This is a genomic window from Sphingosinicella sp. BN140058, from assembly GCF_004135585.1.
In the GTDB taxonomy this organism is placed as follows: Bacteria; Pseudomonadota; Alphaproteobacteria; order Sphingomonadales; family Sphingomonadaceae; genus Allosphingosinicella.
Map to the genome: position 1 here is coordinate 1,416,358 of NZ_CP035501.1, position 21,960 is coordinate 1,438,317.

Annotated in this window: 17 protein-coding genes; 5 read left to right on the forward strand and 12 right to left on the reverse strand. The window is 66.7% G+C overall.

Going from position 1 to position 21,960, the window contains the following annotated elements:
- Positions 1–111: 111 nt before the first annotated feature.
- The 3 genes from ETR14_RS06385 to ETR14_RS06395 form a co-directional block, all read right to left on the reverse strand.
- The gene (locus ETR14_RS06385; protein WP_129383885.1) at positions 112–1,113 is read right to left on the reverse strand and encodes a serine hydrolase; all 1,002 of its coding nucleotides are present in this window, start codon (positions 1,111–1,113) and stop codon (positions 112–114) included.
- Complete coding sequence (locus ETR14_RS06390; protein ID WP_243455790.1) at positions 1,110–2,630, reverse strand: MFS transporter; 1,521 nt, start codon at positions 2,628–2,630, stop codon at positions 1,110–1,112. The genes ETR14_RS06385 and ETR14_RS06390 overlap by 4 nt, the downstream gene beginning before the upstream one ends.
- Positions 2,631–2,744: 114 nt before the next feature.
- Positions 2,745–5,807, reverse strand: a complete 3,063-nt coding sequence (locus ETR14_RS06395) for a TonB-dependent siderophore receptor (RefSeq protein ID WP_129383886.1) — start codon at positions 5,805–5,807, stop codon at positions 2,745–2,747.
- A 292-nt stretch (positions 5,808–6,099) separates the two neighbouring features.
- Here ETR14_RS06395 and ETR14_RS06400 point away from each other — a divergent pair, with 292 nt between their 5' ends.
- Positions 6,100–8,499, forward strand: a complete 2,400-nt coding sequence (locus tag ETR14_RS06400) for a penicillin acylase family protein (RefSeq protein ID WP_129383887.1) — start codon at positions 6,100–6,102, stop codon at positions 8,497–8,499.
- A 30-nt stretch (positions 8,500–8,529) separates the two neighbouring features.
- On the opposite strand, the gene ETR14_RS06405 is transcribed toward ETR14_RS06400, so the two are convergent.
- Positions 8,530–9,198 carry a GNAT family N-acetyltransferase gene (locus tag ETR14_RS06405; protein WP_129383888.1) on the reverse strand — a complete coding sequence of 223 codons (669 nt, stop codon included), beginning with the start codon at positions 9,196–9,198 and terminating at the stop codon, positions 8,530–8,532.
- Between the two features lie 102 nt (positions 9,199–9,300).
- Here ETR14_RS06405 and ETR14_RS06410 point away from each other — a divergent pair, with 102 nt between their 5' ends.
- Positions 9,301–10,005 carry a DUF6058 family natural product biosynthesis protein gene (locus tag ETR14_RS06410; RefSeq protein ID WP_165356341.1) on the forward strand — a complete coding sequence of 235 codons (705 nt, stop codon included), beginning with the start codon at positions 9,301–9,303 and terminating at the stop codon, positions 10,003–10,005.
- Here the strand turns inward: ETR14_RS06410 and ETR14_RS06415 are convergent.
- The 3 genes from ETR14_RS06415 to ETR14_RS06425 form a co-directional block, all read right to left on the reverse strand.
- Positions 9,993–11,093: a cytochrome P450 gene (locus tag ETR14_RS06415; protein WP_165356342.1), complete on the reverse strand. Its 1,101-nt coding sequence runs from the start codon at positions 11,091–11,093 to the stop codon at positions 9,993–9,995. The two genes, ETR14_RS06410 and ETR14_RS06415, sit on opposite strands and share 13 nt — an antisense overlap.
- A 41-nt stretch (positions 11,094–11,134) precedes the next feature.
- Positions 11,135–12,085, reverse strand: coding sequence for a class I SAM-dependent methyltransferase (locus ETR14_RS06420; RefSeq protein WP_129383891.1), 951 nt, complete (start codon positions 12,083–12,085; stop codon positions 11,135–11,137).
- Between the two features lie 95 nt (positions 12,086–12,180).
- Positions 12,181–12,867: an MOSC domain-containing protein gene (locus ETR14_RS06425; protein WP_129383892.1), complete on the reverse strand. Its 687-nt coding sequence runs from the start codon at positions 12,865–12,867 to the stop codon at positions 12,181–12,183.
- A gap of 127 nt (positions 12,868–12,994) precedes the next feature.
- Between ETR14_RS06425 and ETR14_RS06430 the strand changes: the two genes are divergently transcribed.
- Positions 12,995–14,221: a ferritin-like domain-containing protein gene (locus tag ETR14_RS06430; RefSeq protein ID WP_165356343.1), complete on the forward strand. Its 1,227-nt coding sequence runs from the start codon at positions 12,995–12,997 to the stop codon at positions 14,219–14,221.
- Positions 14,222–14,252: 31 nt separating this feature from the next.
- A complete protein-coding gene (locus ETR14_RS06435) occupies positions 14,253–14,723 on the forward strand; it encodes a YrhA family protein (protein WP_129383894.1) in 471 nt (156 codons plus the stop codon).
- On the opposite strand, the gene ETR14_RS06440 is transcribed toward ETR14_RS06435, so the two are convergent.
- Genes ETR14_RS06440 through ETR14_RS06450 form a run of 3 tightly spaced genes read right to left on the reverse strand, consistent with a single transcriptional unit; the run spans position 14,720 to position 15,643 of the window.
- A complete protein-coding gene (locus ETR14_RS06440) occupies positions 14,720–14,989 on the reverse strand; it encodes a hypothetical protein (RefSeq protein ID WP_129383895.1) in 270 nt (89 codons plus the stop codon). The genes ETR14_RS06435 and ETR14_RS06440 overlap by 4 nt on opposite strands.
- Positions 14,990–15,018: 29 nt before the next feature.
- Entirely contained in the window at positions 15,019–15,276 is a 258-nt protein-coding gene (locus ETR14_RS06445; protein ID WP_129383896.1) for a hypothetical protein, read from the reverse strand.
- A 22-nt stretch (positions 15,277–15,298) separates the two neighbouring features.
- Complete coding sequence (locus ETR14_RS06450) at positions 15,299–15,643, reverse strand: hypothetical protein (RefSeq protein ID WP_129383897.1); 345 nt, start codon at positions 15,641–15,643, stop codon at positions 15,299–15,301.
- A 320-nt stretch (positions 15,644–15,963) separates the two neighbouring features.
- Between ETR14_RS06450 and ETR14_RS06455 the strand changes: the two genes are divergently transcribed.
- Positions 15,964–17,748, forward strand: coding sequence for an ABC-F family ATP-binding cassette domain-containing protein (locus ETR14_RS06455; RefSeq protein ID WP_129383898.1), 1,785 nt, complete (start codon positions 15,964–15,966; stop codon positions 17,746–17,748).
- A gap of 185 nt (positions 17,749–17,933) precedes the next feature.
- Here the strand turns inward: ETR14_RS06455 and ETR14_RS06460 are convergent, their stop codons facing one another.
- The gene (locus tag ETR14_RS06460) at positions 17,934–19,568 is read right to left on the reverse strand and encodes an alkaline phosphatase family protein (protein WP_129383899.1); all 1,635 of its coding nucleotides are present in this window, start codon (positions 19,566–19,568) and stop codon (positions 17,934–17,936) included.
- An 89-nt stretch (positions 19,569–19,657) separates the two neighbouring features.
- Positions 19,658–21,946: a DUF4838 domain-containing protein gene (locus ETR14_RS06465; protein ID WP_129383900.1), complete on the reverse strand. Its 2,289-nt coding sequence runs from the start codon at positions 21,944–21,946 to the stop codon at positions 19,658–19,660.
- Between the last annotated feature and the right edge of the window lie 14 nt (positions 21,947–21,960).

Genomic DNA, 21,960 nt, shown 5'->3' on the forward strand with positions numbered 1-21,960 from the left:
CAACAGCCGTTCGGGCTGAGCCTGTCGAAGCCCCTTCCTTCCCCTTCGAGACATTGATCGGAAAGGGAAAAAGAGGGCTTCGACGGGCTCAGCCCGAACGGAATCTCGGGATTATCGGCCGAACGCAGCGATCACCGCGTCCCCTGTCTGCCTGCGCAGTTCCAGGATCCCGGTCTCGCGATGTCGGGTCGGATGCACGCGGTTGGTGAGCAGGGTCCAGGCGAGACCGCGGTCGAAGTCGATCCAGAGGCCGGTGCCGGTGAAGCCGGTATGGCCGATCGTTTCCGCCGAGCACGCATCGCCGCCGTGCCAGCCGGCGAAGCGACGTTCCCAGCCGCAGGTGCGCTCGGCACGAACGGAGGTTCGGATGGCGGCGAGCAGGGCCGGGCTTGCGCCGGTGCCGTTGAGCAGCCCGCCGGCATAATCGAGCACGCCGGCGACGGTGCCGAACAGACCGGCATGGCCGGGCGCGCCGCCCAGCGCCCAGGCATTTTCGTCATGCACCTCACCCTTCATCACGCGCCCGCGCCAGGGACACGCCTCGGTCGCCACCGCGGGGCCGGGCGGCGGTCCGTAGGCCAGCCCGGGGCCGAGCGGCCAATCGGAGAGCGGACGGCCGGTCAGCCGCTCGACCGCGATGCCGAGCAGGATGAAGTTGATGTCCGAATAGACCGGCGGCCCGTGGCGCCATTCGCGCTGCAGCACGAAGGCACGAAGACGGGCAGGATCGTCGCCATAGGTGTAGATCGGCTCCACCGCCGGCAGGTAGGTGTCGTGGGCGAGGCAATCGCGGAAGGTCAGCCGGCGCTCCGCGGCGCCGGTCACGTCATATTGCCGAAGATCGGGAATGGCGTCGGTGAGCGGCCGATCGAGATCGAGCCGGCCCTGCTCGGCAAGCGTGAGGATCATCGTCGTGGTGGCGATCACCTTCGACACCGAAGCCAGATCGAACCAATGGTCTTCGGTCAGCGACTCCGGCTCAGGCACCAGCGCGGCCATGCCGGCACAGCGGATCGCGCGCCGACCGTCGGCCGTGACGATGCCGAGGGTTGCGCCGGGAATGCGGCCGGATTCCACCGCTGCCAGCGCCGGCGCGAATGCGCGCGAGATCATGGCGCGGCTTCATCGCTCGGACGCGGTCTCGCGCGGGCGATCACCGGAAGGAACAGCAAGGCGGCGAGGCTCAGCACGCCGGAGAGAAGGAAGAAGATGTCGAAGCCGCGATAGCCTGCCTGATCGAAGCGCTCGACGATCGATCCGCCAGCGCCGGAGAGCAAGCGGGGAAGCAGGAAGGCGAAGCCGGACAGGAAGGCATATTGAGCACCGGGATAGCGCGGGTTCACCAGCAGCGACAAATAGACGACGAAAACGGTCCCGGCCATGCCGTTGCCGAACTGGTCGGCGGCGGTCGCAACGTAGAGCAGGCCCTCGCTGACCGGCTGGTGGGCGAGCCAGACGAAGCCGAAATTGCCGAGCGCGGCGAAGGCGGCACCGATCGGCAGCGCGCGCGCCTGCGGCCAACGCGCCGCCATCCACCCGCCGAGACCGACTCCGGCGATACTGGCGATCAGCGCGACATAGCTGTCCGCCCGGCCGATCTCGGTCAGCGAATAACCGAGCTGCTTGATCATCGGCTTCGACAGGTTGAGCGCGAGCACGTCGCCCATGCGATAGATGGAGACGAAGGCGAGCAGAGCAAGGGCCATCGTTCCGTAGCGCCAGAAGAAATCGACATAGGGGCCGATAGCTGCCGAGCGCCGTGCGCGTGACGTCGGCGGCAGCGTGCGGATCTTGGGCAGGGCGGCGGCCATGATCAGGAACGGCAGCATGCACGCTGCAAGCACATAAGGAGTGACGTTGCTTTTCGCGCCGATGCCGAGCCCGGAGGCCGCGCCAAGCAGCAGCCAGCCGATCGCGGCGGTCACGGCGACGGCGGCTAGCAGGATGATGAGGCTAACGACGAGACCGGCGACCAGGGCAATGCTCCGCCGTCCGTCCCGTCCGGGCTCGCGCGGCAGGGCGACCAGCAACGGAAAGGCCGCGAACGCGGCGGCGGCGATGCCGAGATAGGCGGCGGTCCAGCCCCAGCCAGGTTGATCCGCGATCAGCAAGGCGCCGCTGCCGGCCGCGACCATGGCGGTGCGGTAGCCCCACAGATTGGCCGCGGCGATCGGCCCCTGCTCCTCGGCGTTCGGCGCCAGTTCGATTCGCCAGGCGTCCGCCGCAACTTCGAGGGTGGTGGTCCAGAAGGCGAGCAGGACGGCGAACAAGGCGGTGATGGGGAGGCTGTCGTCCGAGGCCGTGAGCCCCATTGTCGCCATCGAGGCAAAGATGCCGAGCTGGGACAGCATGATCCAGCCGCGTCTCTTGCCCCAGAAGCGGCTGAAGCCCGGCACGTCGTAGCGATCGAGCAAAGGTGCCCAGAGGAATTTGAAGGTGGGCAGCAACTGCACCCAAGCGAAGAAGCCGATCACGACCAGCCCGACGCCGTGCGCCTGCAGGCGCAGCGAGAGGATGGTCGAGAACATGTAGAAAGGCAGGCCGGCCGAGAAGCCGAGCAGCAGATAGAGCGCCTGCCGACCAAGGCCAGGCCGGACGGCCGGCGGCGCGGCCACACCGGCGTCAGTCACGATCGCCTGCCTTCATCTGCTCACCTTCCGGCCCTCGGCAGCCGCCCGTATGCGGGAAGCCGCACGTCTGCACGCAACTGCCTTCGGCTCGACCAAGCCGAAGGCAGCACGGCCCTAGCGAAAGCGAAGCCGAATGCCGGCCCGGAAAGCGCGGCCGAGCAGATCGCTGTAGGTGCTGTTCGCCGCCAAACCCGTTTCCGGAAGCAGGATCGGGTCCGCATCGAGCAAATTGGTGATGTTGACGAAGAATTCTCCGTTACCCCGCCCGAGCGCGTCGAACTTGGCGGTGAAATTCAGATCTACGTAGAAAGCGCCCTTGATGTCGATGTCGTCATACGTCGGGAATTGCGTGGTCGAGACCGGGCAATCCGTCTGACACTCGATGACGCCTGCCAGATATTTGCCGGCACTGACGCCGCGCGCCACGCCGGTTATCGCATAGCGATCCGTATCGTAGGTTGCGCTGAACCGGTAGATCCACTTCGGCGTGCTATACTGACCGCCATTGAAGCCGACCGTATCGAGCGGAATGAAGCCTGGAACGCCGGTGTCCGTGATGTTGTCGATATAACGCGTGGCGACGCCCCGAAGAGTGACGTTGCCGTTGGCGCCCGCGAAGAGGCTATCCAGCGGCTGCCGGTAAGAGGCTTCGAAATCGACGCCTCGGACGAGCTTGCTGGCGAAATTGAACGGCTGATTGCGCAGCAGGATGCGGGACGCATTGTTCGGATCCTGGACGATCGCATCGCAATATTCCTGCACGCCCTCGAAGCATCGGTCGACGATGTTCTGGGCAGTGAGGAAGTCGATAACGTCCTCCATTTCGATCCGGAAGTAATCGACCGAAGCGCTGAAGCCCGGCAGGAAGCGGGGCGACACCACAGCGCCGACATTCCAGCTATCCGCCTTTTCGGGCCGCAGATTGGGATTGCCGGTCGCGGTTGCCGAATAAGAGATGCTCGAGCCATAGGTATTGCCGAGCGGACCCGATCCGGGGAAGAACGGGTTGCGCACCGCATCGGTGTTCGAGGAGCCCGCCTGGAACAACTCGTTCAGATTTGGCGCGCGAATGTCGTGCGAGCGGGTCACGCGGAGCCGGATGTCCGGGATTGGCTGCCAGGTAGCACCGGCCCGCCAGGTGGTGACATAGCCGGAGCTCGAATAATCGGTTGCCCGAACCGCGCCGTTGAATTCGAGGCCGAGCCCAAGCGGCACCACGGTCTCGAAATAGGCTTCCTTGACATTGTACTTGCCATTCGTCGGCAGGTAATTGCCGACTGACCAGGCGTTTAGAGTGGTCACCCCTCCGGCCGGGTTCGGCGTGATCGTCGGCTGGAACTCGGCCGGGACGAATCCCCTGATCTTCTCCTCGCGATATTCGCCGCCGACGGCGACGCTGACGTCCCCGGCCCAGGTCGCGAAGGGCGTGAACGAGAAGTTCGCACCGGTGACGATCTGCTCGACCACCTCGTCCCGATAGGGATCGCCAAGGATGTAATCGATCGCGGCCGGATTGGCGACGCCGATGCCGAGTCGGTTGAGCGGTACGCAATTGGGATCGTTGTTGTTCGGATTGGCGTCGGCATTGATCCGGCAGACGATCGGGCTGGACGTGTTCCCGGGCACCGAGAATACCGCGTCGACAGCCTGCGCGGTCCGTTGCGTGTGCATGATGTTGCGAAGCTGCTCGCGCAGATCGGCACGACCATATTGACCATATACGTCCCAACGCGCCGCTTTCCCGAGCAGCTCGAATTCGCCTTCCGCTCCGATCACGTAACGCTGCACTTCGCGAACGTTGTTCGCGGCACGAAACGGCAGATCGGCCGCGGTCGTACCGATCGTGACCGCAGTGATCCCGGCAAGACGCTGCGCGCCAAGCGCCTGGATCAGGAAGGCGTTGTCGCCAGCGAGCGTGCTCGATCCCGCGGAACCGGCGCCCACGTTGGCAAGGCTCGGAGCGCTTGTCGTCGAAGCCAGGTTCGGCCCCGCATTGAACAGGACTTCCTGCCAATTGTACGAGGCCTCCGCGAACAGGGTCACCCCGTCTGCGACGTCGAAGCTGATCCGGCCGAACAGGCTGCGGCGATCATCCTCAGCGTCGAGACCGATCCGGCGACCCGAATCGTTGACCTGCCAATCACCGCCCTGCGTGAGGGTCGGCGGCGCCGAACCCGTGGGTGATGGAAAGGTAAGATCGCCATATCGGAACTGGTTCACCGAGCCGCCGGGCCCGAAATAGATTCCGCGCAGCCGGTTCGCAGTCCCGCCGGCCGAATTGAGAATGATGCTGCCGGGAGTGGAATTGGTGGGTCCCACCTGGCGACGAATCAGGAATTGCGGGACGCTGCTGTTGGTGGTGGCGTTGTAGGCGGGATTCTGGATGCGCACGTAACCGGTCGCGTTCCAGTCCCGGTCGACTTCGAAGATGCCGTCGCGGTGGGCGATTTCGCCGCTCAGAATGACGTGCCCGCGGCCACCGGCGAAGGACTTGCCCGCGGCAAGGCCGGCCGAATAGTTGAAGCCATCGCCATAGGTGGTGATGCCACCATCGGCCTGCAGCTTCAGTCCCTCGAACTTCTTGTCGAGGATGAAGTTGACGACGCCGCCGACAGCGTCCGAGCCGTAGGTCGCGGATGCACCGCCAGTGACCACTTCGACCCGATCGACCAGCAATTGCGGGATGGTGTTGACGTCGACCAGCCCGGTGATCGTCGAGGCGACCGAGCGACGCCCGTCGAGCAGTACGAGGGTGCGGACCTCGCCGAGGTTGCGCAGGTTCAGCGCGTTAATGCCCGCTTGGCCGCTGCTGAGATTGAGGCGCGAGTTGGACGGCCGCGTCGAACCGGCGAGCGACGGCAGCTGGTTGACGAAATCGGCGATGTTGTTGGTGGGCGAGCTGTTCTCAATATCGTCGCGGGTGAGCACGGTCAGGGGCGTCGGCGCCTGGTAGCCGTCCCGGGCAACGCGCGTGCCGGTGATGATGATATTCTCGTCGCTTCGCGCAGCCGTGGTCACAGACTCATCTTGCTGAGCGCTGCCTTCGACGGCGGTGGTGCCTTCGGCATCCGGTTGCGCCTCCTGGGCCGAAGCTGCGCTTGCCATGGTCAGCGCGGCCAAACCGGAAAGGGCGAGGAAGGAAGCTTTGCGGCGTCCAGCTGTCGATCGAATGGTCATATGTCCCCCTTGGGTGCCGTGGATTCCCTGGATCGGGAAGCCTGCCGTCCATCGGCTTCTTCCCCCTTCGGCCGGCCTCTTGCGTGCCCATGTCCTGAAAGTGGAATCCGGGGAAGGTGCAGGCCAGTGCCGAGCAGCGTCAATCCCCTTCGGCTTCCAATCCTTTGCTGGGCCATAGACGCAGACTATGACGTGGCCATAGCCTCTTCCTATGATCGCCCGAGCCTTTGTGATGTGACGCGTCCGCGGCGGGAACGCTAGCCTTGGTCGTCACGGACGTGGAATATCATTGATGCTCGATCGCCGCTCCTTCCTGCTCGGTTCCGCCGCCGCCGTGGCGCTCTCGTCTGCGGACGGCGTCGCTGCCGCCGTCCGGCCCACCGCAGGCCAGACGGTTTCGGTGCACGGTCTCTCGGCACCGATCGAGATCATCGACGATCCTCATGGCGTGCCGCACATCCGCGCACGCTCGATCCCGGATGCCTTTTTCGGGCAAGGCTATGTCGTCGCCCGCGATCGCCTCTTCCAGATCGACCTGGCCCATCGCCGGGAACTCGGCCGGCTCGCCGAAGCGTTCGGCGCCGATTTCGCGCCGCACGATGCCACCGCACGCCTGTTCCACTTCCGCGGCGACCTGGAGGCCGAGCTGGCGCGGGTGCCGCGCAATATCGTTGCCTGCGCACGGGCCTATGTCGCCGGGATCAATGCGCGCATCGACGAGGTGCTCGCCGATCCGGCCTTGCTGCCCCTCGAATATGCGATCCTGAAGGTCCAGCCGTTGCGGTGGACCCTGGACGATCTGGTGCTCGCCCGCGGCATTCAGGGCGGCAGCGTCGAGGATGAGGTTCGCCGCGCAAGACTGGCGGGGATGGGCCTGCTCGAACTGGACGCAGTGATCGCGCCCCTGCGCCCGGCCTGGCCGCTGCGCGTCCCCGAGGGGCTGGACGCCGCCGCCGTCAGCGACGCCGATCTTGGCGCACTGCGCGGTGGCAGTCTGCCGTTCGGATCGATCGTGCCGGGGCCCGAACCCGCCAACCCGGCGGAGAATGCCTCGGTCCGTGCCAGTGCCGGCAGCAATGCCTGGACGATCGCGCCGAGCCGGAGCGCCACCGGCCGGCCCATTTTGGCCAACGATCCGCATCTCGGCATCGGCGGCTTCGGGCCGCGCCATGTTGCGCATCTCACTGCTCCCGGCCTCGACGTGATCGGCGCGGGCTCTCCGGGCCTTCCCGGGATCATGCAGGGACATACGGACCGCTTTGCCTTCGGCCGTACGAATTTCCACATCGATCAGGAGGATCTGTTCGTTCTCGAGCTCGATCCCGCTGACCCCGAGCGTTATCGGCACGGCGAAGGGTGGAAGACGTTCGATCGTACCGAGGTCTCGATCCCGGTGCAGGGGGCGCCGGCGAACCATGCCGTCCTGCGCTTTTCCATTCATGGTCCCGTGGTCTCCCACGATCCCGCGAAGCGCCGGGCAACGGCGCTTGCAGCGATCGAGCTGCAGCCGGGCGGCAGCGGAGCGTTCGCGATGATCGCGATCAATCTCGCACGCGACTGGCAGAGCCTGAAGGATGCGTTCCGCTTCCACCCCTCGCCGACCAACTTCCATTATGCCGACGTCGACGGCAATCACGGCTGGCAGGTAATCGGCTTCGTGCCGGTGCGGCGCCGGGGCGACGGGCTGATGCCGGTGCCCGGCGACGGCCGCTACGACTGGACCGGGATGCGCGACTTCCGCGCGCTGCCGAGCGAATACAATCCGGCCAAGGGCTGGTTCGCCTCGGCCAACCAGAACAATCTGCCCGCAAACTGGCCGCGCGACCGCATCCCGGCCTTCTCGTTCCGCGATCCCTATCGCTACGACCGCATCGTCGACGTGCTGAGCGCCCAACCCAAGCACAGCCTTGCCGACAGCATCAAGCTGCAGCACGACACCCTTTCGACACCGGCGCGGCAGCTGATTGCGCTGCTGCCGTCGCGCGCTTCGGCTGCCGCCGCGCCGGCAATCGCCATGCTGCGCGGCTGGGACGGGCGGATCGATGCCGACAGCGGCGCCGCGGCCTTGTTCGAAATTCTTTGGCGTGATCTCGGCGATCGCATGCTCGCGCGGATCGTACCGGATCGAGCGCGGGACCTGGTCGACGAGATCGCACCATCGGTGCTGCTCGGCCTGCTGGAGAAACCCGATGCGCGTCTCGGCGCCGATCCCGACGCGGTGCGGGACGCGCTGTTCGACGATGCGCTTGCCGCCGCCTGGAGGCAGGCCGAGACCGAGCTCGGCGCTGATCCCGCCTCCTGGCGCTGGGCGCGCCTCCACAAGGTGCGGATCGCGCACCCGCTGTCGCGGCTGCCCGCGATCGCCGCGGCCTTTCCGACGATCGAGAGCGAAGGATCGGGCGGCGATTCCTTCACGGTGATGGCGCGCTGGCTGCGCAGCGCACCGAGCTGGGCGGTGAGCGGCGGCGCCAGCTATTTACAGGTCATCGACGTGGGAGAATGGGACAATTCGCAGATGATCAACCTGCCAGGGCAATCGAACGATCCGCGCTCGGCCCATTACCGCGACCATTATACCCCTTGGGTCCGCGGCGAGATGAAGCCGATGCTGTTCAGCCGCACCGCCGTCGATGCGCAGGCACAAGCACGAACGTTGCTGCGGCCGGCTCGCGGCAAGAGCCGGAGCGGCTGATCCTCGCGATGCGATCCCCCCTTCCCCGGCTCAGAGGACGAGCCCAGCACCGGGGCGTTCGCGGATCGATGCGGTGCTGTAGGGCGACAGGATGCGCCAGCCCAGCCTGGTGTAGAGCGCGCGGCCGTCCGAGCTTGCGACCAGCAGTTCGGGTGCGTCTCGCGAAGATTTTGCGCGTTGCAGCGCGGCCATCACCGCCTGTCCCAAGCCCCTGCGGCGGTGATCGGGCGCCGTTTGGATGCGATCGTAGATGAACGCGTCCGCGGTTTCAGCCGCAAATCCGCTCGCCGCCACATTGGCGCCGTCCGACATCACGCGCACGGCAATGACTGCGCCATCTCTGACGGTCTCGAGACTGTAGCCCGCGGGAAGCGGGCGCTGGTCATGCGGTCCTCCACCTTGCATGAACCAGCTTTGACCATCGACGTGCCATCGCGCCGGAAGCAGCGCGCGCAATCTTTCTGCCGCGCAGCAGCACTTCAGGAAATGAAGGGGCTCCACGATCTCGTTGCCGAGTTGCACGAGACCTGGAGCAGGTGCGGGAAAGACCCAGCGAACCACTTCCCTCTCCGCATTGGTGTCGACCCGGTAGCCGCCGCGATCTGGACAAGGTTGCGGCAGCCCGCGGGCGATCGATCGGGCCGAGAGCCATGCATGCACTGTCTCGCGGCCGAGGCCGTGGTCGGTGGGCGTCTGCATCGATCGTCATCCTGAATTCCAAGTCTCGCCCGTCAACCGCCGCGTTCCTTCGGCCGTGAGCGTAACGTCGATCCGGCGGGAGGCTAATGCGGGTGCATGAACATGAAGCGTTACATGAACCGCTGGTTTCTCGACCGTCCAGGTTTCGAGCGTCACCTCCCAACTGGCTGCGCGGTGGACGAACTGATTGCCGCGGCGGCGATCCCGGGAGCGATTTATGGCCGGACGGCGGACGGACGCTGGTGGAGTGCGCTATCGACTCCCGCAGCGGACCGAGCGGCGATCGTGGCAGCATCGGTGGACCTGTACCACGCTCCCGCTGCTATCTGGTGGGCGCGACGGGCGATCCTTGCCGCGCGAGCGCAGGGTGGGAACGCCGCCGATGCCGCAACCACAATCCGCGCCCACTTCCACGCCGGCTTTACCGCGCGCGTGGCGACGGATCCACTGGCGCCCTACGCTTTCCCGCACTGCTTTCCAGCGGGTCGCTTCGATTCCGGTGCAACCGATTCTGCCGCCGCGGCAGAGTGGAATTCGTGGATCGACGGCAGCTACGGCGTATGCCTGAGACGGTTCAGCGCCGAAGCGTGTGTCCGCAAGGAAGCGCTTCGTCACCGCGCCCGTGCGCATCTCGAGGGCACCGGCCCGCCATTATCGCCGCAGGCGCTGTTCGATGTGGTCGAGGAACTCGAGGCGTTGCTGCTGCCCTTCGCTCCGGAAGAGCGGCCAAATGGCACGCCTGGACGGGTGATCGACCGCGCTCTCGCCGCGCTCGCGCTCGGCGGTGAACATCCTTATGCTGACTGACCCACCGGTTCCGACCGGCTCGGCGCGGAGCCCGCGCGGATCGGCAGCCGCGTCTGATACAGGTCGATGGCGGTGGCGACGCGGTCTGTGGGAACGAGCGGCCGAGCAAGCTCGAAGTCCGGGATGCGATCGAGCAAGGTAGTGATCGCCGCCGCGACCAGGTTGCGAGTCAAGGCCGTTCCGAGACAGCGATGAATACCCGCCCCAAAGGTGAAGTGCAGCCGCGGCGGGCGATCCAAAAGCAGTCGATCCGGCGCGTCGAATAGTGTGGGATCGCGGTTCGCGGCAGCGATGCAGAGTCGGACATCCGCGTCGGCGCGGATCGAAATGCCCGCGAGCGACGCGGCGACGGTGGTGCGCCGGGGCAGCATGAGCTGTGGCGGATGCAGCCGCAGCACTTCGTCCAGGAAGGCGGGCAGCAAGGTGCGATCGGTGATCAGTGCCGATCGGACATCCGGTTGCTCGATCAGCGTCAGGACTGCGCGCGTGATCACCCTCTCGGTGGTCGTCGTCGAGGCCAGCCACAACAGCCGGATCAAGCCGCGGGCCTCGACGGGCGACGCGCCGAGGCCGATCAGCGAAGGAAAGAGACGCGCGCCATCGGCCAGCCCGTCGAGCGTCCGGATCAAGGTGAGATGGCCCCGCGCGAGCGTGGCCGTTTGCCGGGCGCTTTGTGCCGCCACCGTGAATGCTGCCGTGTCGAAGCCGATCAGTTCGGCGGCGACGGCGTAACTGATCGGCACGCCATAGTCGGCGACGACGTCGAATTGTCGGGCGATGCTGGTTGCCGCAGTGGCGGAGGCGATGTCGACGAGCCGGCGCATCCGTTCGGCGGTGAACAGCCCGGCGACGCGTCGGCGAACCTCCCGGTGACGGGGCGGCCCCGCCGCCAGAAGGATCGCGTCGATCTCCTCGTAGGGCGCGCTGGAAAAAAGGTCCGCTCGGTCCAGCGCCTGCTTCACCGCGGCGTGATCGAGAACGAGCCAGAAGCCCTGTCGTGGCAGGTAATGGACCGGGCCCTCTCGGCGTAGAAGCCGGTAGTAGGCATGATGATCAACCAGGGCGGCCGGCGCGGCGAGGTCCGGCACTTGGCCCGCTGACGCCGCCGGCATCGGGCGCCGCGAACCGGTCACTCGCTGGCGGCGGAACAGGGGCCGGGGTCCGAATGCTGGAGCGGCTTGCGGGCCGAGGCGAGCACGTAGGCCGAAACCGAGTCCCGCAGCGAGCGGAGCCGCTCCGGCGGGGCATCGAAGGCGCGCTCCATCTCGCTGCAAAAGGGCAGCCAGGTGCGCTCGGTCTCGTCGCGGACGAGGACATCGTCGAACCCGGCCGCGCGCACGATCTCACGATAGGCTTGCGGCGAAGCCACTGCATTCTCCGGCGGCAGCATCCAGCTTCCGAACCGCTCGACATCGCGGATCAGCATGTCCGCGATCGTCAGCGTGCCGCCGGGTCGCAACACCCGTAAAGCCTCTCGGAGGAAATCGGCCCGCGTTTCGAAATGCTGGGCGGCTTCGCACGAAAAGATCGCATCCACGGCACCATCGCGGAACGGCAGGCGCGCCGCGTCCCCCGCGACAGCGAAGGTCACGCCGCGCTGGCGCGCCTGATCCAGCTGCCAAGCGGAGAGGTTGACGGCGACGACGGTCGCGGTCGGAAATCGCGCGATCAGCCGAGCCGTGGCCGCGCCGATGCCGCTGCCGACATCGAGGATGGTGGCCGGATCGTGCGGAATGGCGGCGGCGAGCTCGTCCACCAGCTGCTCGCATGCCTCGGTCAACGTCAGTGCGCCGGCGGGGCGGTAACCGACATTGTAATAGCCGCTGTCTCCGTAGAGCGCGCGCGTGCGATCGGTCCGCAGCAGGTCATCGTAGCGGCCGATGAAATCCTCTTCGCCGCTTATGTGCCCCACGGTGTCGGGCGCGACAATGATCGGGATACCATCGGCAACCCGATATGTTGCCCCGCTTCGCGGAGCCGACAGGCTGTCGCCCGTCGGACTTGCCAGCAGCGCCTCACCCGACCCGGGTGCGGCGAGCAGCGTGAGCAATCGTTCCGAAATCGCCGAGCGGCTTGCCATCTGGTCTCCTGACGACGGCGATTAGGGCAGAGAGCAAGCGGCCGAACAAGCGCTTTTTCAACGATCCGGTGCGCAGATCGACCGCTGGCGAGACGTCACGCTCCCGCCAGGCGCGGTGTCCAGTCCTCGACCTGACCGGTAATCAGTCTCTGCTCGGCGATGCGACGCCAGCTTTCCGGAAGCAAAGCGAGGCCGGCCAGGGCTCGAAGATCGCCGAGATCGAGCATGTCGACGAACAGGATGCGGCGGATGCGCTCGAGCGTCCATTCGGGTGCAACCCGATCCAGTCGGATGAGGTTGTCGCCGGGCGCGACGTCCCCCGCCTCCAGCACCCGGTAATACCAGCCGGTCCGCCCGGTCTCCTGCATTCGCAGGGCCGTGCCGCGCCGCTCGAAGCGCAGGTCTACGCGATAGCATGGCAGCCGTCCCTGCGAGATCTCCACGATGGCGCTGCCCAGGCGGAATTTGTCACCGATCGCCACCTCTGCTTCGGTCACCCCGAACGTGGCGATGTTCTCGCCGAACGCGGCCGATCCTGCGAGCAGCGCGTGATCGCCGAGTTCAGAGCGCCAGGCCCGGTAATGGTCCCGCGGATAATGATGAACGGCCTTGTCCGGTCCGCCATGGTGCTTACGATCACCCTGGGCATCACCCTGCAATCCGAGCTTCGAGAGCGCCACGACGCCGGCGCGACCCTGCTTCGCGATGCCGCTCGAAAGCCCATCCGGGCCGAGCGGGCCGAGGGCGCCGGTGCTGACGCTTTCGATGGGCCATATGGTCATGCCGCTTCTCCCGCTTGCGCCATGGCCGAGCCGACGGCGGAGATCAACGCACCTGCCGATACCCGGCACGGCTGAAGGATCGTTGGCAGCGACGACGCGTTCCGGCTCGTCCATCCGGGGGATTTACATGATCGAGACACGCGAGCAGCTGATCCACACGCTCACCGAAGCGGCCGAGATCGAGCACAATCTTTTGTGCTCCTATCTCTACGCGGTGTTCAGCATGAAGCGAGCCGGGGAGCCCGGCCTCGATGATGCGCAAGGCGAAGCGGTCGAACGCTGGCGCAAGACCATCCTCAAGATCGCGCTCGAGGAGATGGCGCATCTCGCCTGCGTCAACAATCTGCTGATTGCGATCGGCGGCGCGCCGCATTTCGACCGCTCCAATTTCCCGGTCGCGCCGGGCTATCATCCGGCCGATGTGGTCGTCCGCTTGACCCCTTTCGATGCCGCGACACTCGATCATTTCATCTTTCTCGAGCGGCCCGAAGGCATGGCGATGCGCGACGCCGAAGGATTCGAGCCGAGCGGCGAGGAACGCGAAGTGGCGATCGAGGGCGTCACCCCGTCAGCGCAGGATTATCCCACCGTCGGGGCACTCTATGATTCGATCGCGACCGGGTTCTGCACGTTGGTCGAACATCTCGGGGAGAGCACGCTGATCGATCCCGCTGGTCGCGCCCAGATGGATTCGGAGCTGATCAAGCTCCCCAACATTCCGCGGGTGACGGACCTCGAAACGGCGCTGTCGGCGATTCGCCAGATCAAGGAAGAAGGCGAAGGCTCGTCGGGCGGCGAAGGCGTCGACAGCCATTTCGATCGCTTCCGGACCATTCGGGCCGAATGGCAGGCGCTGCACGCCGTCGATCCGGGCTTCACGCCCGCCTGGCCGGCCGCCCATGATCCGGTGATGCGGCGGCCGATCGATCCGGCGGAACGATTGTGGATCACCGAGCCGGAAGCCGCCGGCCATCTCGATCTCGCCAACGCCATTTACGGGATGATGCTGAGCGTTCTTTCCCAAACCTTCAGCATCGCCGACGCCGGCGAGCAGCGGCTGTTGATGCGGACGTCTGTCGAGCTGATGGAGGCGAGTGCGTCGATCTCGAACACTCTGGCACGACTGCCGGCCAACGCCGATCGTCCGGGCATCAACGCCGGCATGACCTTTGCGGTGCCTCGCAACGCATCCTACCGGCCGCTGGAAGGCCGCGCACGCGCCCTGTTTCTAGAGCGCGCCCGCGAACTCGCAGCGCGGGCGACGCAGATCCTGAACGGCGAGACGGCTGAAAAGGCGCTGCGTCGGCTTGGCAATGCGATCGGCCTGCTCGATGGTTCGCGCCTACCCGACTAGACCTCGATCTATACACGCGGGACAGCGGCCGATGGACGACATGATCGCGCAGATCCGGGCGGAGAAGGTCGCCCACGGGGAAGCATGGCAGGCGCCGGCTTCGCCGGACCAGATCCGGCGTTTGCGGGAGATGCTCCGGGAGGCGTTCGGCGCCGCCCTTTCCGACGACTATGCCGCCTTCTTGTCGCGGACCAGCGGTCTCGATCACGATGGACTCGTTCTCTACGGCGCCGTTCAGGACGCACATGCGCCGGGACCCGGCAGGTTCTGGCAGGGGCTGATCGCCGCCAACCGGCTCTGGCGAGAAGGGCCGGGACACGACGCCTACGTCGTGCTCGGCGACACCGATCTCGATCTGCTCACCGTCGATCTCGATGGTGCCAATCCCACGCTGCGCGACAAGATCTCGGGAGAGGTCACCGGTCGCTTCGCGAGCGTCGGCGAGATGATCGCGCGCTGCCTGAAAATCCGGATCCAAGGTGGAGGCGCGGTGTCTTCCTAGCCCTGATGCTCGGCCGTGATTCGCTCTGCGTCCGGCCGCTCGCGATCGAGCGATTCCCGGTATTTGACGCAGCCGCGCAGGAATTGCGGCCATTCCGGCACTGCGATCGGGCCGGGGATGGGTTCGGGCAACAAGCCCCATAATTGCGGATGGTGCCAGCACAGATCGTGGCCGCTGCTGTCGCGATGGGCTCGGATGCCGGTTCGGAGCCGTATGATCTCCGCGATCAGCTGAGCTCTGTCGAGACTTTCGAGGTCCTGATCCATATGCCCTCGCCGGAGGCTTTGCTTCGTGCTTATTCGATCGTGCTGATCGGGTCGACGGCCGAAGGCGAGTCGTGCCCGTCGGGCACGGCGGGCTCTCCTGCTTTCTTCATGACAAGGAGGAACTCGCGCGAGTTTCGGACCATCAGGGTGGCGCGTGCAATTGCATCTTCACTTTCGCGGACGGCACGCTCGAGATCGATGTCGGAGAATGGAGATCGGGAGGTCACGGCTTCAGATCGGCGGACGAAGGATGATGATGCAAAACGAGAGGAGGCGCCGCGTTTCACGCGGCACCTCCCAAAGCCGCGCTTAGCGAGGGCGCTTGCTCTTCTTGGACTTCTTGCCGGTGTCGGCGCTCTGCGAGTCCGGCGTCGCTTCCGAAGCTTCGCTGGTCGACGTGTCGGTCGGCTCGGCCGGCGGCTGGGCCGTGTCCGGCGTCTGGCTGCTGTCCGGCGCCGCGGTGCCGGCCCCGGTCGCTGCCGGATCCGTCGCTGCCGGATCGTTCGCGGGCGGAGTCTGCGTGTCCGTCGGCGTGGCCGTGCCGCTGCTGGTGTCGGCTGGCGGACTGGTCTGGGTGTCGGTCGTTTGTGCGTTGGCGATGGTGCCGATGGCGGCGAGCGCCGCAGCGGTGGTCGCGAGGAAAATCCTGTTCATACTGGCAATCCCTACTAGCCTTTGTTGAGGAGAGCCCGACGGGGGTGTGGCGGGCTCTCCCGTGCGCAGGACGGCGTGATTCGCGTGAATGCCAGATTAACCATGTTCCGGAAGCACGATGGTCCGAGCCCCCTTTCGGGGTCAGCGGAGCCGAAACGAGCCGCATAGGCCGTGGCGTTCGTTACGCGTCGGACGGCGGCGACCGAGTCGCCCCGCGGATGAATAGCCCCACGTGCGCGATCGGGAATTGTGCCGGCCGGGCACGATGACGCAGCGCGCGGCAGGGTGACGAAGACCTCCATCGCCCCTATGTGCCGCGCATGGCAGCACCTGTACTCGCATATGAAAATCTCGGCCTGGTCCAGGGCTCGGGCTGGCTCTTTCGCGGCATCGGCCTGTTCGTGGGCGCGCGCGACCGGCTAGCGTTGATCGGCCGCAACGGCGCCGGCAAGACCACCCTGCTCAAATGCCTGGCAGGCGTGATCGACACCGACGAGGGTCGACGCACGATCCAACCGGGCACCAGGGTCGTCCTGCTCGAGCAGGATCCGCCGGTCGCCGGCTTCGCAACCCTGCGCGACTATGCGTTAAGCGGACCCGACGCGCCGCCGGTCCACGAAGTGGAGGCGATCGCGGACCAGATCGGCATCGATCTCGACCGCGATGCCGCCACCGCGTCGGGCGGCGAGCGCCGCCGTGCGGCGATCTGCCGGGCGATCGCGATGGAACCGGACGTGCTGCTGCTGGACGAGCCGACCAATCACCTCGATCTCGCCGCGATCGAGTGGCTCGAAGACTGGCTGTCGCGCTTCACCGGCGCTTTCGTGGTGATCAGCCACGATCGCACCTTCCTCACCCGCCTCACCCGCTCGGTGCTGTGGCTCGACCGCGGCGATCTGCGCCGCGCCGAGATCGGCTTCGGCGGCTTCGATGCCTGGACCGAGAAGGTTTATCACGAGGAAGCCCGTGTCGCCGAGAAGCTGGACGCGAAATTGAAGCTTGAGCTGCACTGGCTGCAGCGCGGCGTCACCGCCCGCCGCAAGCGCAACCAGGGCCGCCTTGCCAAGCTGAACGAGATGCGCGCGACCCGCGCCGCGATGATGGGCCCGGCGGGCGCGGCCAAGCTCGGCATCCAAAATGACGATGCGAAGACCAAGGTGGTGATCGACGCCGAGCACGTCACCAAGGGGTTCGACGACCGCACGATCATCCGCGATTTCTCGCTTCGGGTGCAGCGCGGGGACCGGATCGGTATCGTCGGCGCCAACGGCACCGGCAAGACCACCCTGCTCAGATTGCTGACCGGCGAGATCGAGGCGGACGAGGGTCGAATCAAGCGTGCCCAGACCCTGACCGGCATCGTCGTCGACCAGCAGCGCAAGCTGATGGATCCGGAGAAGCGCGTGCGCGACGTGCTCGCCGACGGCGGCGACTGGATCGAGGTGCGCGGCGTCAAGAAGCACATCCAGGGCTATCTCAAGGAATTCCTGTTCGATCCGAACATGACCGAAGCGCGGATCGGCACCTTGTCCGGCGGGGAGCGCTCACGGCTGCTGCTGGCGCGCGAATTCGCCCGCCGGTCCAACCTGCTGGTGCTGGACGAGCCGACCAACGATCTCGATCTCGAGACGCTGGATCTCCTTCAGGAAGTGATCGGCGACTATGATGGCACCGTACTGATCGTCAGCCACGACCGCGACTTCCTCGACCGAACGGTGACGATCACGCTCGGCCTCGACGGCTCGGGCAAGGTCGACGTCGTCGCCGGCGGCTACGAGGATTGGGTTCGTCAGCGCAAGGCCGCCGCTGCGCCGGCCGCGGCCAGGAGCAATTCCGCCAAGCCGGCCGCGGCCACGCCGCGACCAACGACCAAGCTCACCTACAAGGACCAGCGCGATTACGATCTGCTGCCCGGCCGCATCGAGGAGATCGAGGCGGCGATCGCCCGCGACGAGGCGGCACTCGCCGATCCCGATCTCTACACGAAGGATTATCCCCGCTTCGCCGCGCTGACCGCCGCGATCGAGAAAGCCCGCGCCGAGCGCGACGCCGCGGAAGAACGCTGGCTTGAGCTGGCCGAGAAGGTCGAAGCTCTGGCGGGGTAAGGGCACGTCGATCCCGCTCGGTGCGCTCATCCTCCCTGTGAGCGAAGCTCATTGGCAGGGGGACCGCCTGCAAGGCAGCGGCGGGGCCAGCAGCTTGGGAAGCCCCTCCACCACCCTTCGGGTGGTCCCCCTCCCCATCCGCTTCGCAGACAGGGAGGAAAGGGAGGAGCGTAGTCTCGTGCCTCTTACCGCCCGCAGCTGCTCGCTTCGCCGGCGTCGAGATCGAGGCAGCGGCCGTCGATCGTGCCGGGGAGGATCGGCACGTTGATCAGGGCGGCGAGGGTCGGCAGGATGTCGGCGGTCTCGACGGCGAGCGACTGCTCGAATGGCGCCATGCCCTTCCGCCAGAACAGGATCGGAACGCGGCGGTCGTAATCCCACGGGCTGCCGTGGGTGGAGACGTAGCCGCCCTCGGTGTTGGCGATCGGGGTGACCCGGGGCTTCAGCAGCACGACGAGGTCGCCGGAGCGGCCGGGATAGTAGCTCGCCTTGACCCGTTCGAGCAGGCTCCAATGATCCGGCGCACCCTGCGGCGGCGGCGCGGCGAGAATCTGGTCTCGGGTGAATACCGCCTCGACCTGCGGATGCGCGCGATAGGCCTTCACCGCTTCGTTCAGGGCCCGGCCGCGCTGGGTGGTGGTGAGCTTGCGATCGACATACATGTCGCCGAAGGGCCCGTCGCCGTACAACACCGGCCCGGCGAGCTTCAGCCGCTGCCCGAGCGCCTTGCCCATCTCGGTCGCCGAAAGCAGGGGATCGACACGGGCCGCCTCGGGGATGCCGCGCTGCCGGTTGCGCTCGGGCAGATCATGGCCGCCATGATCGGCGGTGAGCATCACGACATAGTCGATGCCGGTCGCGTCGAGCTTGCGGAAGAAGTCGCCCAGGGCCTTGTCGAGGGCGTGGATCTGAATGCACATTTCGGCGCCTTCGGTGCCGTAGGTGTGGCCGACATAATCGGTCGCCGAGAGGCCGACGATGAGCAAATCGGTGGCATCCCCCTCGCCGAGCTTCATGTCGCGGCGGAGGCCGTCGGCGAGATCGAGGGTGACGCGATCGAGATCGGGCGAGGCCCGGAAGCCGCGGCTGTCCCCGGCGTCGCGCGCGAAGCGGCCTGCACCGACGCTGCGCGTCGCGCCGCCGGCGGGCAGGATCGCCCGGCTCGAAGCCGCGCAGCTGCGCGGCAGATCGCGTGCCGCACGCGACGCCGCGATGTCTTCGGCGATGCCGCGGTTGACCGCGATCACCGGCACGGGCTCGGCGCCGCCATGGCCGACGAAATTCTTGCCGCCCCACCACCAGCGCTGATCGGGATTGTAGCCGCCCATCATGATCGCCGCGCGATCCTTGCCCGCCGCGACCGCGACCCTGGCGCGGGGATCGACACGCTTCATATGGTCGCCGAGCGCCGGCACGCGCAAATGGTAGGGGGAAACGGTATATTTGTCGTGGTTGCTGCCCGGCACCCGCGGGTCCTCGGAGCAATAGATGTTCTTGTCCTCGCGGGCGGCGGACAGATCGAACCAGTTGTTCGCGATGATCCCGGTGCGCGACGGCCGCGCGCCGGTCAGGATCGTTGAATGGCCGGGGCAGGTCTCGGTCGCCGCATGGCCCTGATAGCCGGCCGGAAACACCACGCCATCCTCGGACAGGCGCTGCAGGCCGCCGTCATAATCCTTGCGATATTGCTGGAAGAGATCCGCCGAGAATTGATCGACCGAGATCGCGACCACCAGCTTCGGCGGCGCTGCCGCGGCAAGAGCGGGGATGGCGATCCCGGCGGCGAGTGCGGCAAGAGCGGCGAGGCGGCTGATCTTCATCGAAATGTCCCTTGTGGCCGTGCCCGCATTTGCAGAACGGCACCGGGCGAACAAGTATGTGGCGACGATGACGGATCGGTGACGCGAAACTAGCTCGGACGGTACAGGAACGGGCGGCGGAACATGCCGGCAAAATGATGCGGGTTGAAGCCGACCAGCTCGATGACGTTGCGGCCGGGACGAAGATAGGCGGCGACGTCGACGTCCCACTCGAACCCGTAATCGCCGCGCCACCACGGCTCGTTGTACGGCCGGTGGCCGGCCAGCGCGCCGTTCACGAACAGCCAGGCTTCGTTGAACAGCCCGGGGAAGAGCAGGTGGGCGCCGGCACTCTCGGCAAGATCTACCTCCGCCCGGTAGCGGTAGCGGCCCAGCGCCGCCTGGCCATCGGCGGCAAGGATGTCTTGCGCCTGCAGATAGAGATCGGTGCGGACCTCCCGCCAGACGCCTTCCCCGCCCCCGAAACTCTTCCCGGCCTCGGCGCCGAGCGGCCCCTGATAGCGCCAGTCGGCCGCAAGCGGCTGCTCGATGCGGAACGACCAGGTCAGCGGCAACGGTGCGAGCATCCGGCCCTTCTCTCCGGCGGCCCGCGCCTGCAGCGCCTTCATCTGGACGATCTCGCCCGACAGCCAGGCGCTGCCCTGCTCCAGGCTGTCGGCCGGATCCAGGGTGAAGGTCGGGTTCATCGCGCGCATCGCCTTGCGCGCGGCCATCGCCGCCTCTCCCGCGGCCGCGGCGCCGGCATAATCGAGATCGCGCGCCGCCTTGCTGTTCATCGCGACGATGTTGGCGAGAATGTCGAAGCCGGTGCGGACGAACGCAAGCCGCTCGGCGAAACGGCCGGTCACCGGGATCGCCTCCGCCGCCGCGAGTTCCCCGCGCAGCGCCTCGACCAGTGCAGGCGTATAGATGGCGGGAAGCGCCATATGCTCGTGCTCGGTGACCTTCGTCTCCGCCCAGGCCGCGAAGATGCGGTTCCAGTAACGCGCCATCCTTTCGGCCGCCGGGCCGAAGAAGGCCGGGTAGAAATCCCGGAGCAACGCATCGACGTCGGCGTCCGGATTCCACATCAACTGGCCGCGGAAGAACAGGTTGAGGAAGGTGGTCGCGGCGGCACCCCGGCTCTCCGTGCCGAAGCCGACGAGGCCGAGGCGCCGATACATCTTCACGTCACGGGCGAAGACGTGGTGCGAGGGGTTGGGAACATCGCGCCACACCAGCATGCCCTGATCGTAATCGTAGAGCGCGAGCCGGCCGGGCGCGAGGCGCGACCAGGCGTCGACCATCGCCCCGAACTCGCGCTTCGGCGGCGAGCGAGGATCGTCGAGCGCATGGTTGGGATCGATGTCGATCGGCGCGATCCACATCACCAGGTTCGGCGCAAGCCGCTTCACCCGATCGGGCGGCAGGGTCACGTTGGCATAAGCGAGGCCGCCGATCTTCGCCTTGCTGGACGGATACTTGCGGCGAAGGATGTCGGCGACGGCGTTGTAGAAGACCAGCATCGCGTCGGTCACCGACGGCTTCAGCATGTACCGATCGTAGCGGGTGATCAGCCCACGATCGGCTGGGCTTTCATAGACCCCGTCCGAGATGGCGAGCGACACGTCCTTGCCGGCCGCATAATCCGCCTCGATCTTGGCCGCGACGTGCTCGGCGGTAGGCCGGTCGGTGAACGGCACATTGAAATGATCCCCGCCCGCCGGTGCGATGTCCGACGTGTAATTGGCGAGCGTCTGCGCCGCCCCGACCATCGTCGCCGCCGACATGAAGTTGCGGTGCCTGAACAGATCGGCGCCCGTGGAATCCGCGTTCCAGGCGAGCCAGTAATGGCGGATTTCAAAGGGCGGCGCATGGACATGGTCGAGAGTGTCGACCGTCAGGCTGCGCCGCTCCGGAACCACTTCGCCGAATTCGGTCGGCAGATACCACCGGCAGCCCCAATGCTGCAGCAGCCACGACACCGCAAAATAATGCGATTCGTCGTTCGTGCCGGCGACGAACAGGTTCGCTCCGCGCCGCAGCACCAGGATCGCGTCAGCCTGGACAAGCGGGTTCGGCTTGGCCACTGCGGCGAGGCGCCTGCCGATCGCCGGATCCATGGCGAGCGCCGCCGTGCCAAGGACGATGGCGGCGGCACCGCGCGGCGCGGCTTCGGCGACGGTGAGGGTCGCACCCGACATCAGCTTCACATATTTGACGAGATCGTCCGCCGCCGCTTTCTCCCATGGCCCGGGATCGCGCCCGACGACCACGACCGCGCGGGCTGCCCCTTCGGTGACGATCGGGAGCGGCTGCGAGCGGCTCGCGGCCTGCGCCAGAAGCCGGGCCGGCAAGAGCGAGAGGAGCCCGCCGAGCAGGAAGCGACGCGATAACATCGCGCCTGCCTAGC

What these genes read in the sequence shown, in the direction of transcription:
- ETR14_RS06385 (WP_129383885.1), bottom strand. Translation starts at nt 1,113, where the DNA reads ATGATCTCGCGCGCATTCGCGCCGGCGCTGGCAGCGGTGGAATCCGGC.
- ETR14_RS06395 (WP_129383886.1), bottom strand. Translation starts at nt 5,807, where the DNA reads ATGACCATTCGATCGACAGCTGGACGCCGCAAAGCTTCCTTCCTCGCC.
- ETR14_RS06400 (WP_129383887.1), top strand. Translation starts at nt 6,100, where the DNA reads ATGCTCGATCGCCGCTCCTTCCTGCTCGGTTCCGCCGCCGCCGTGGCG.
- ETR14_RS06405 (WP_129383888.1), bottom strand. Translation starts at nt 9,198, where the DNA reads ATGCAGACGCCCACCGACCACGGCCTCGGCCGCGAGACAGTGCATGCA.
- ETR14_RS06410 (WP_165356341.1), top strand. Translation starts at nt 9,301, where the DNA reads ATGAAGCGTTACATGAACCGCTGGTTTCTCGACCGTCCAGGTTTCGAG.
- ETR14_RS06420 (WP_129383891.1), bottom strand. Translation starts at nt 12,085, where the DNA reads ATGGCAAGCCGCTCGGCGATTTCGGAACGATTGCTCACGCTGCTCGCC.
- ETR14_RS06425 (WP_129383892.1), bottom strand. Translation starts at nt 12,867, where the DNA reads ATGACCATATGGCCCATCGAAAGCGTCAGCACCGGCGCCCTCGGCCCG.
- ETR14_RS06430 (WP_165356343.1), top strand. Translation starts at nt 12,995, where the DNA reads ATGATCGAGACACGCGAGCAGCTGATCCACACGCTCACCGAAGCGGCC.
- ETR14_RS06435 (WP_129383894.1), top strand. Translation starts at nt 14,253, where the DNA reads ATGGACGACATGATCGCGCAGATCCGGGCGGAGAAGGTCGCCCACGGG.
- ETR14_RS06440 (WP_129383895.1), bottom strand. Translation starts at nt 14,989, where the DNA reads ATGGATCAGGACCTCGAAAGTCTCGACAGAGCTCAGCTGATCGCGGAG.
- ETR14_RS06450 (WP_129383897.1), bottom strand. Translation starts at nt 15,643, where the DNA reads ATGAACAGGATTTTCCTCGCGACCACCGCTGCGGCGCTCGCCGCCATC.
- ETR14_RS06455 (WP_129383898.1), top strand. Translation starts at nt 15,964, where the DNA reads ATGGCAGCACCTGTACTCGCATATGAAAATCTCGGCCTGGTCCAGGGC.
- ETR14_RS06460 (WP_129383899.1), bottom strand. Translation starts at nt 19,568, where the DNA reads ATGAAGATCAGCCGCCTCGCCGCTCTTGCCGCACTCGCCGCCGGGATC.
- ETR14_RS06465 (WP_129383900.1), bottom strand. Translation starts at nt 21,946, where the DNA reads ATGTTATCGCGTCGCTTCCTGCTCGGCGGGCTCCTCTCGCTCTTGCCG.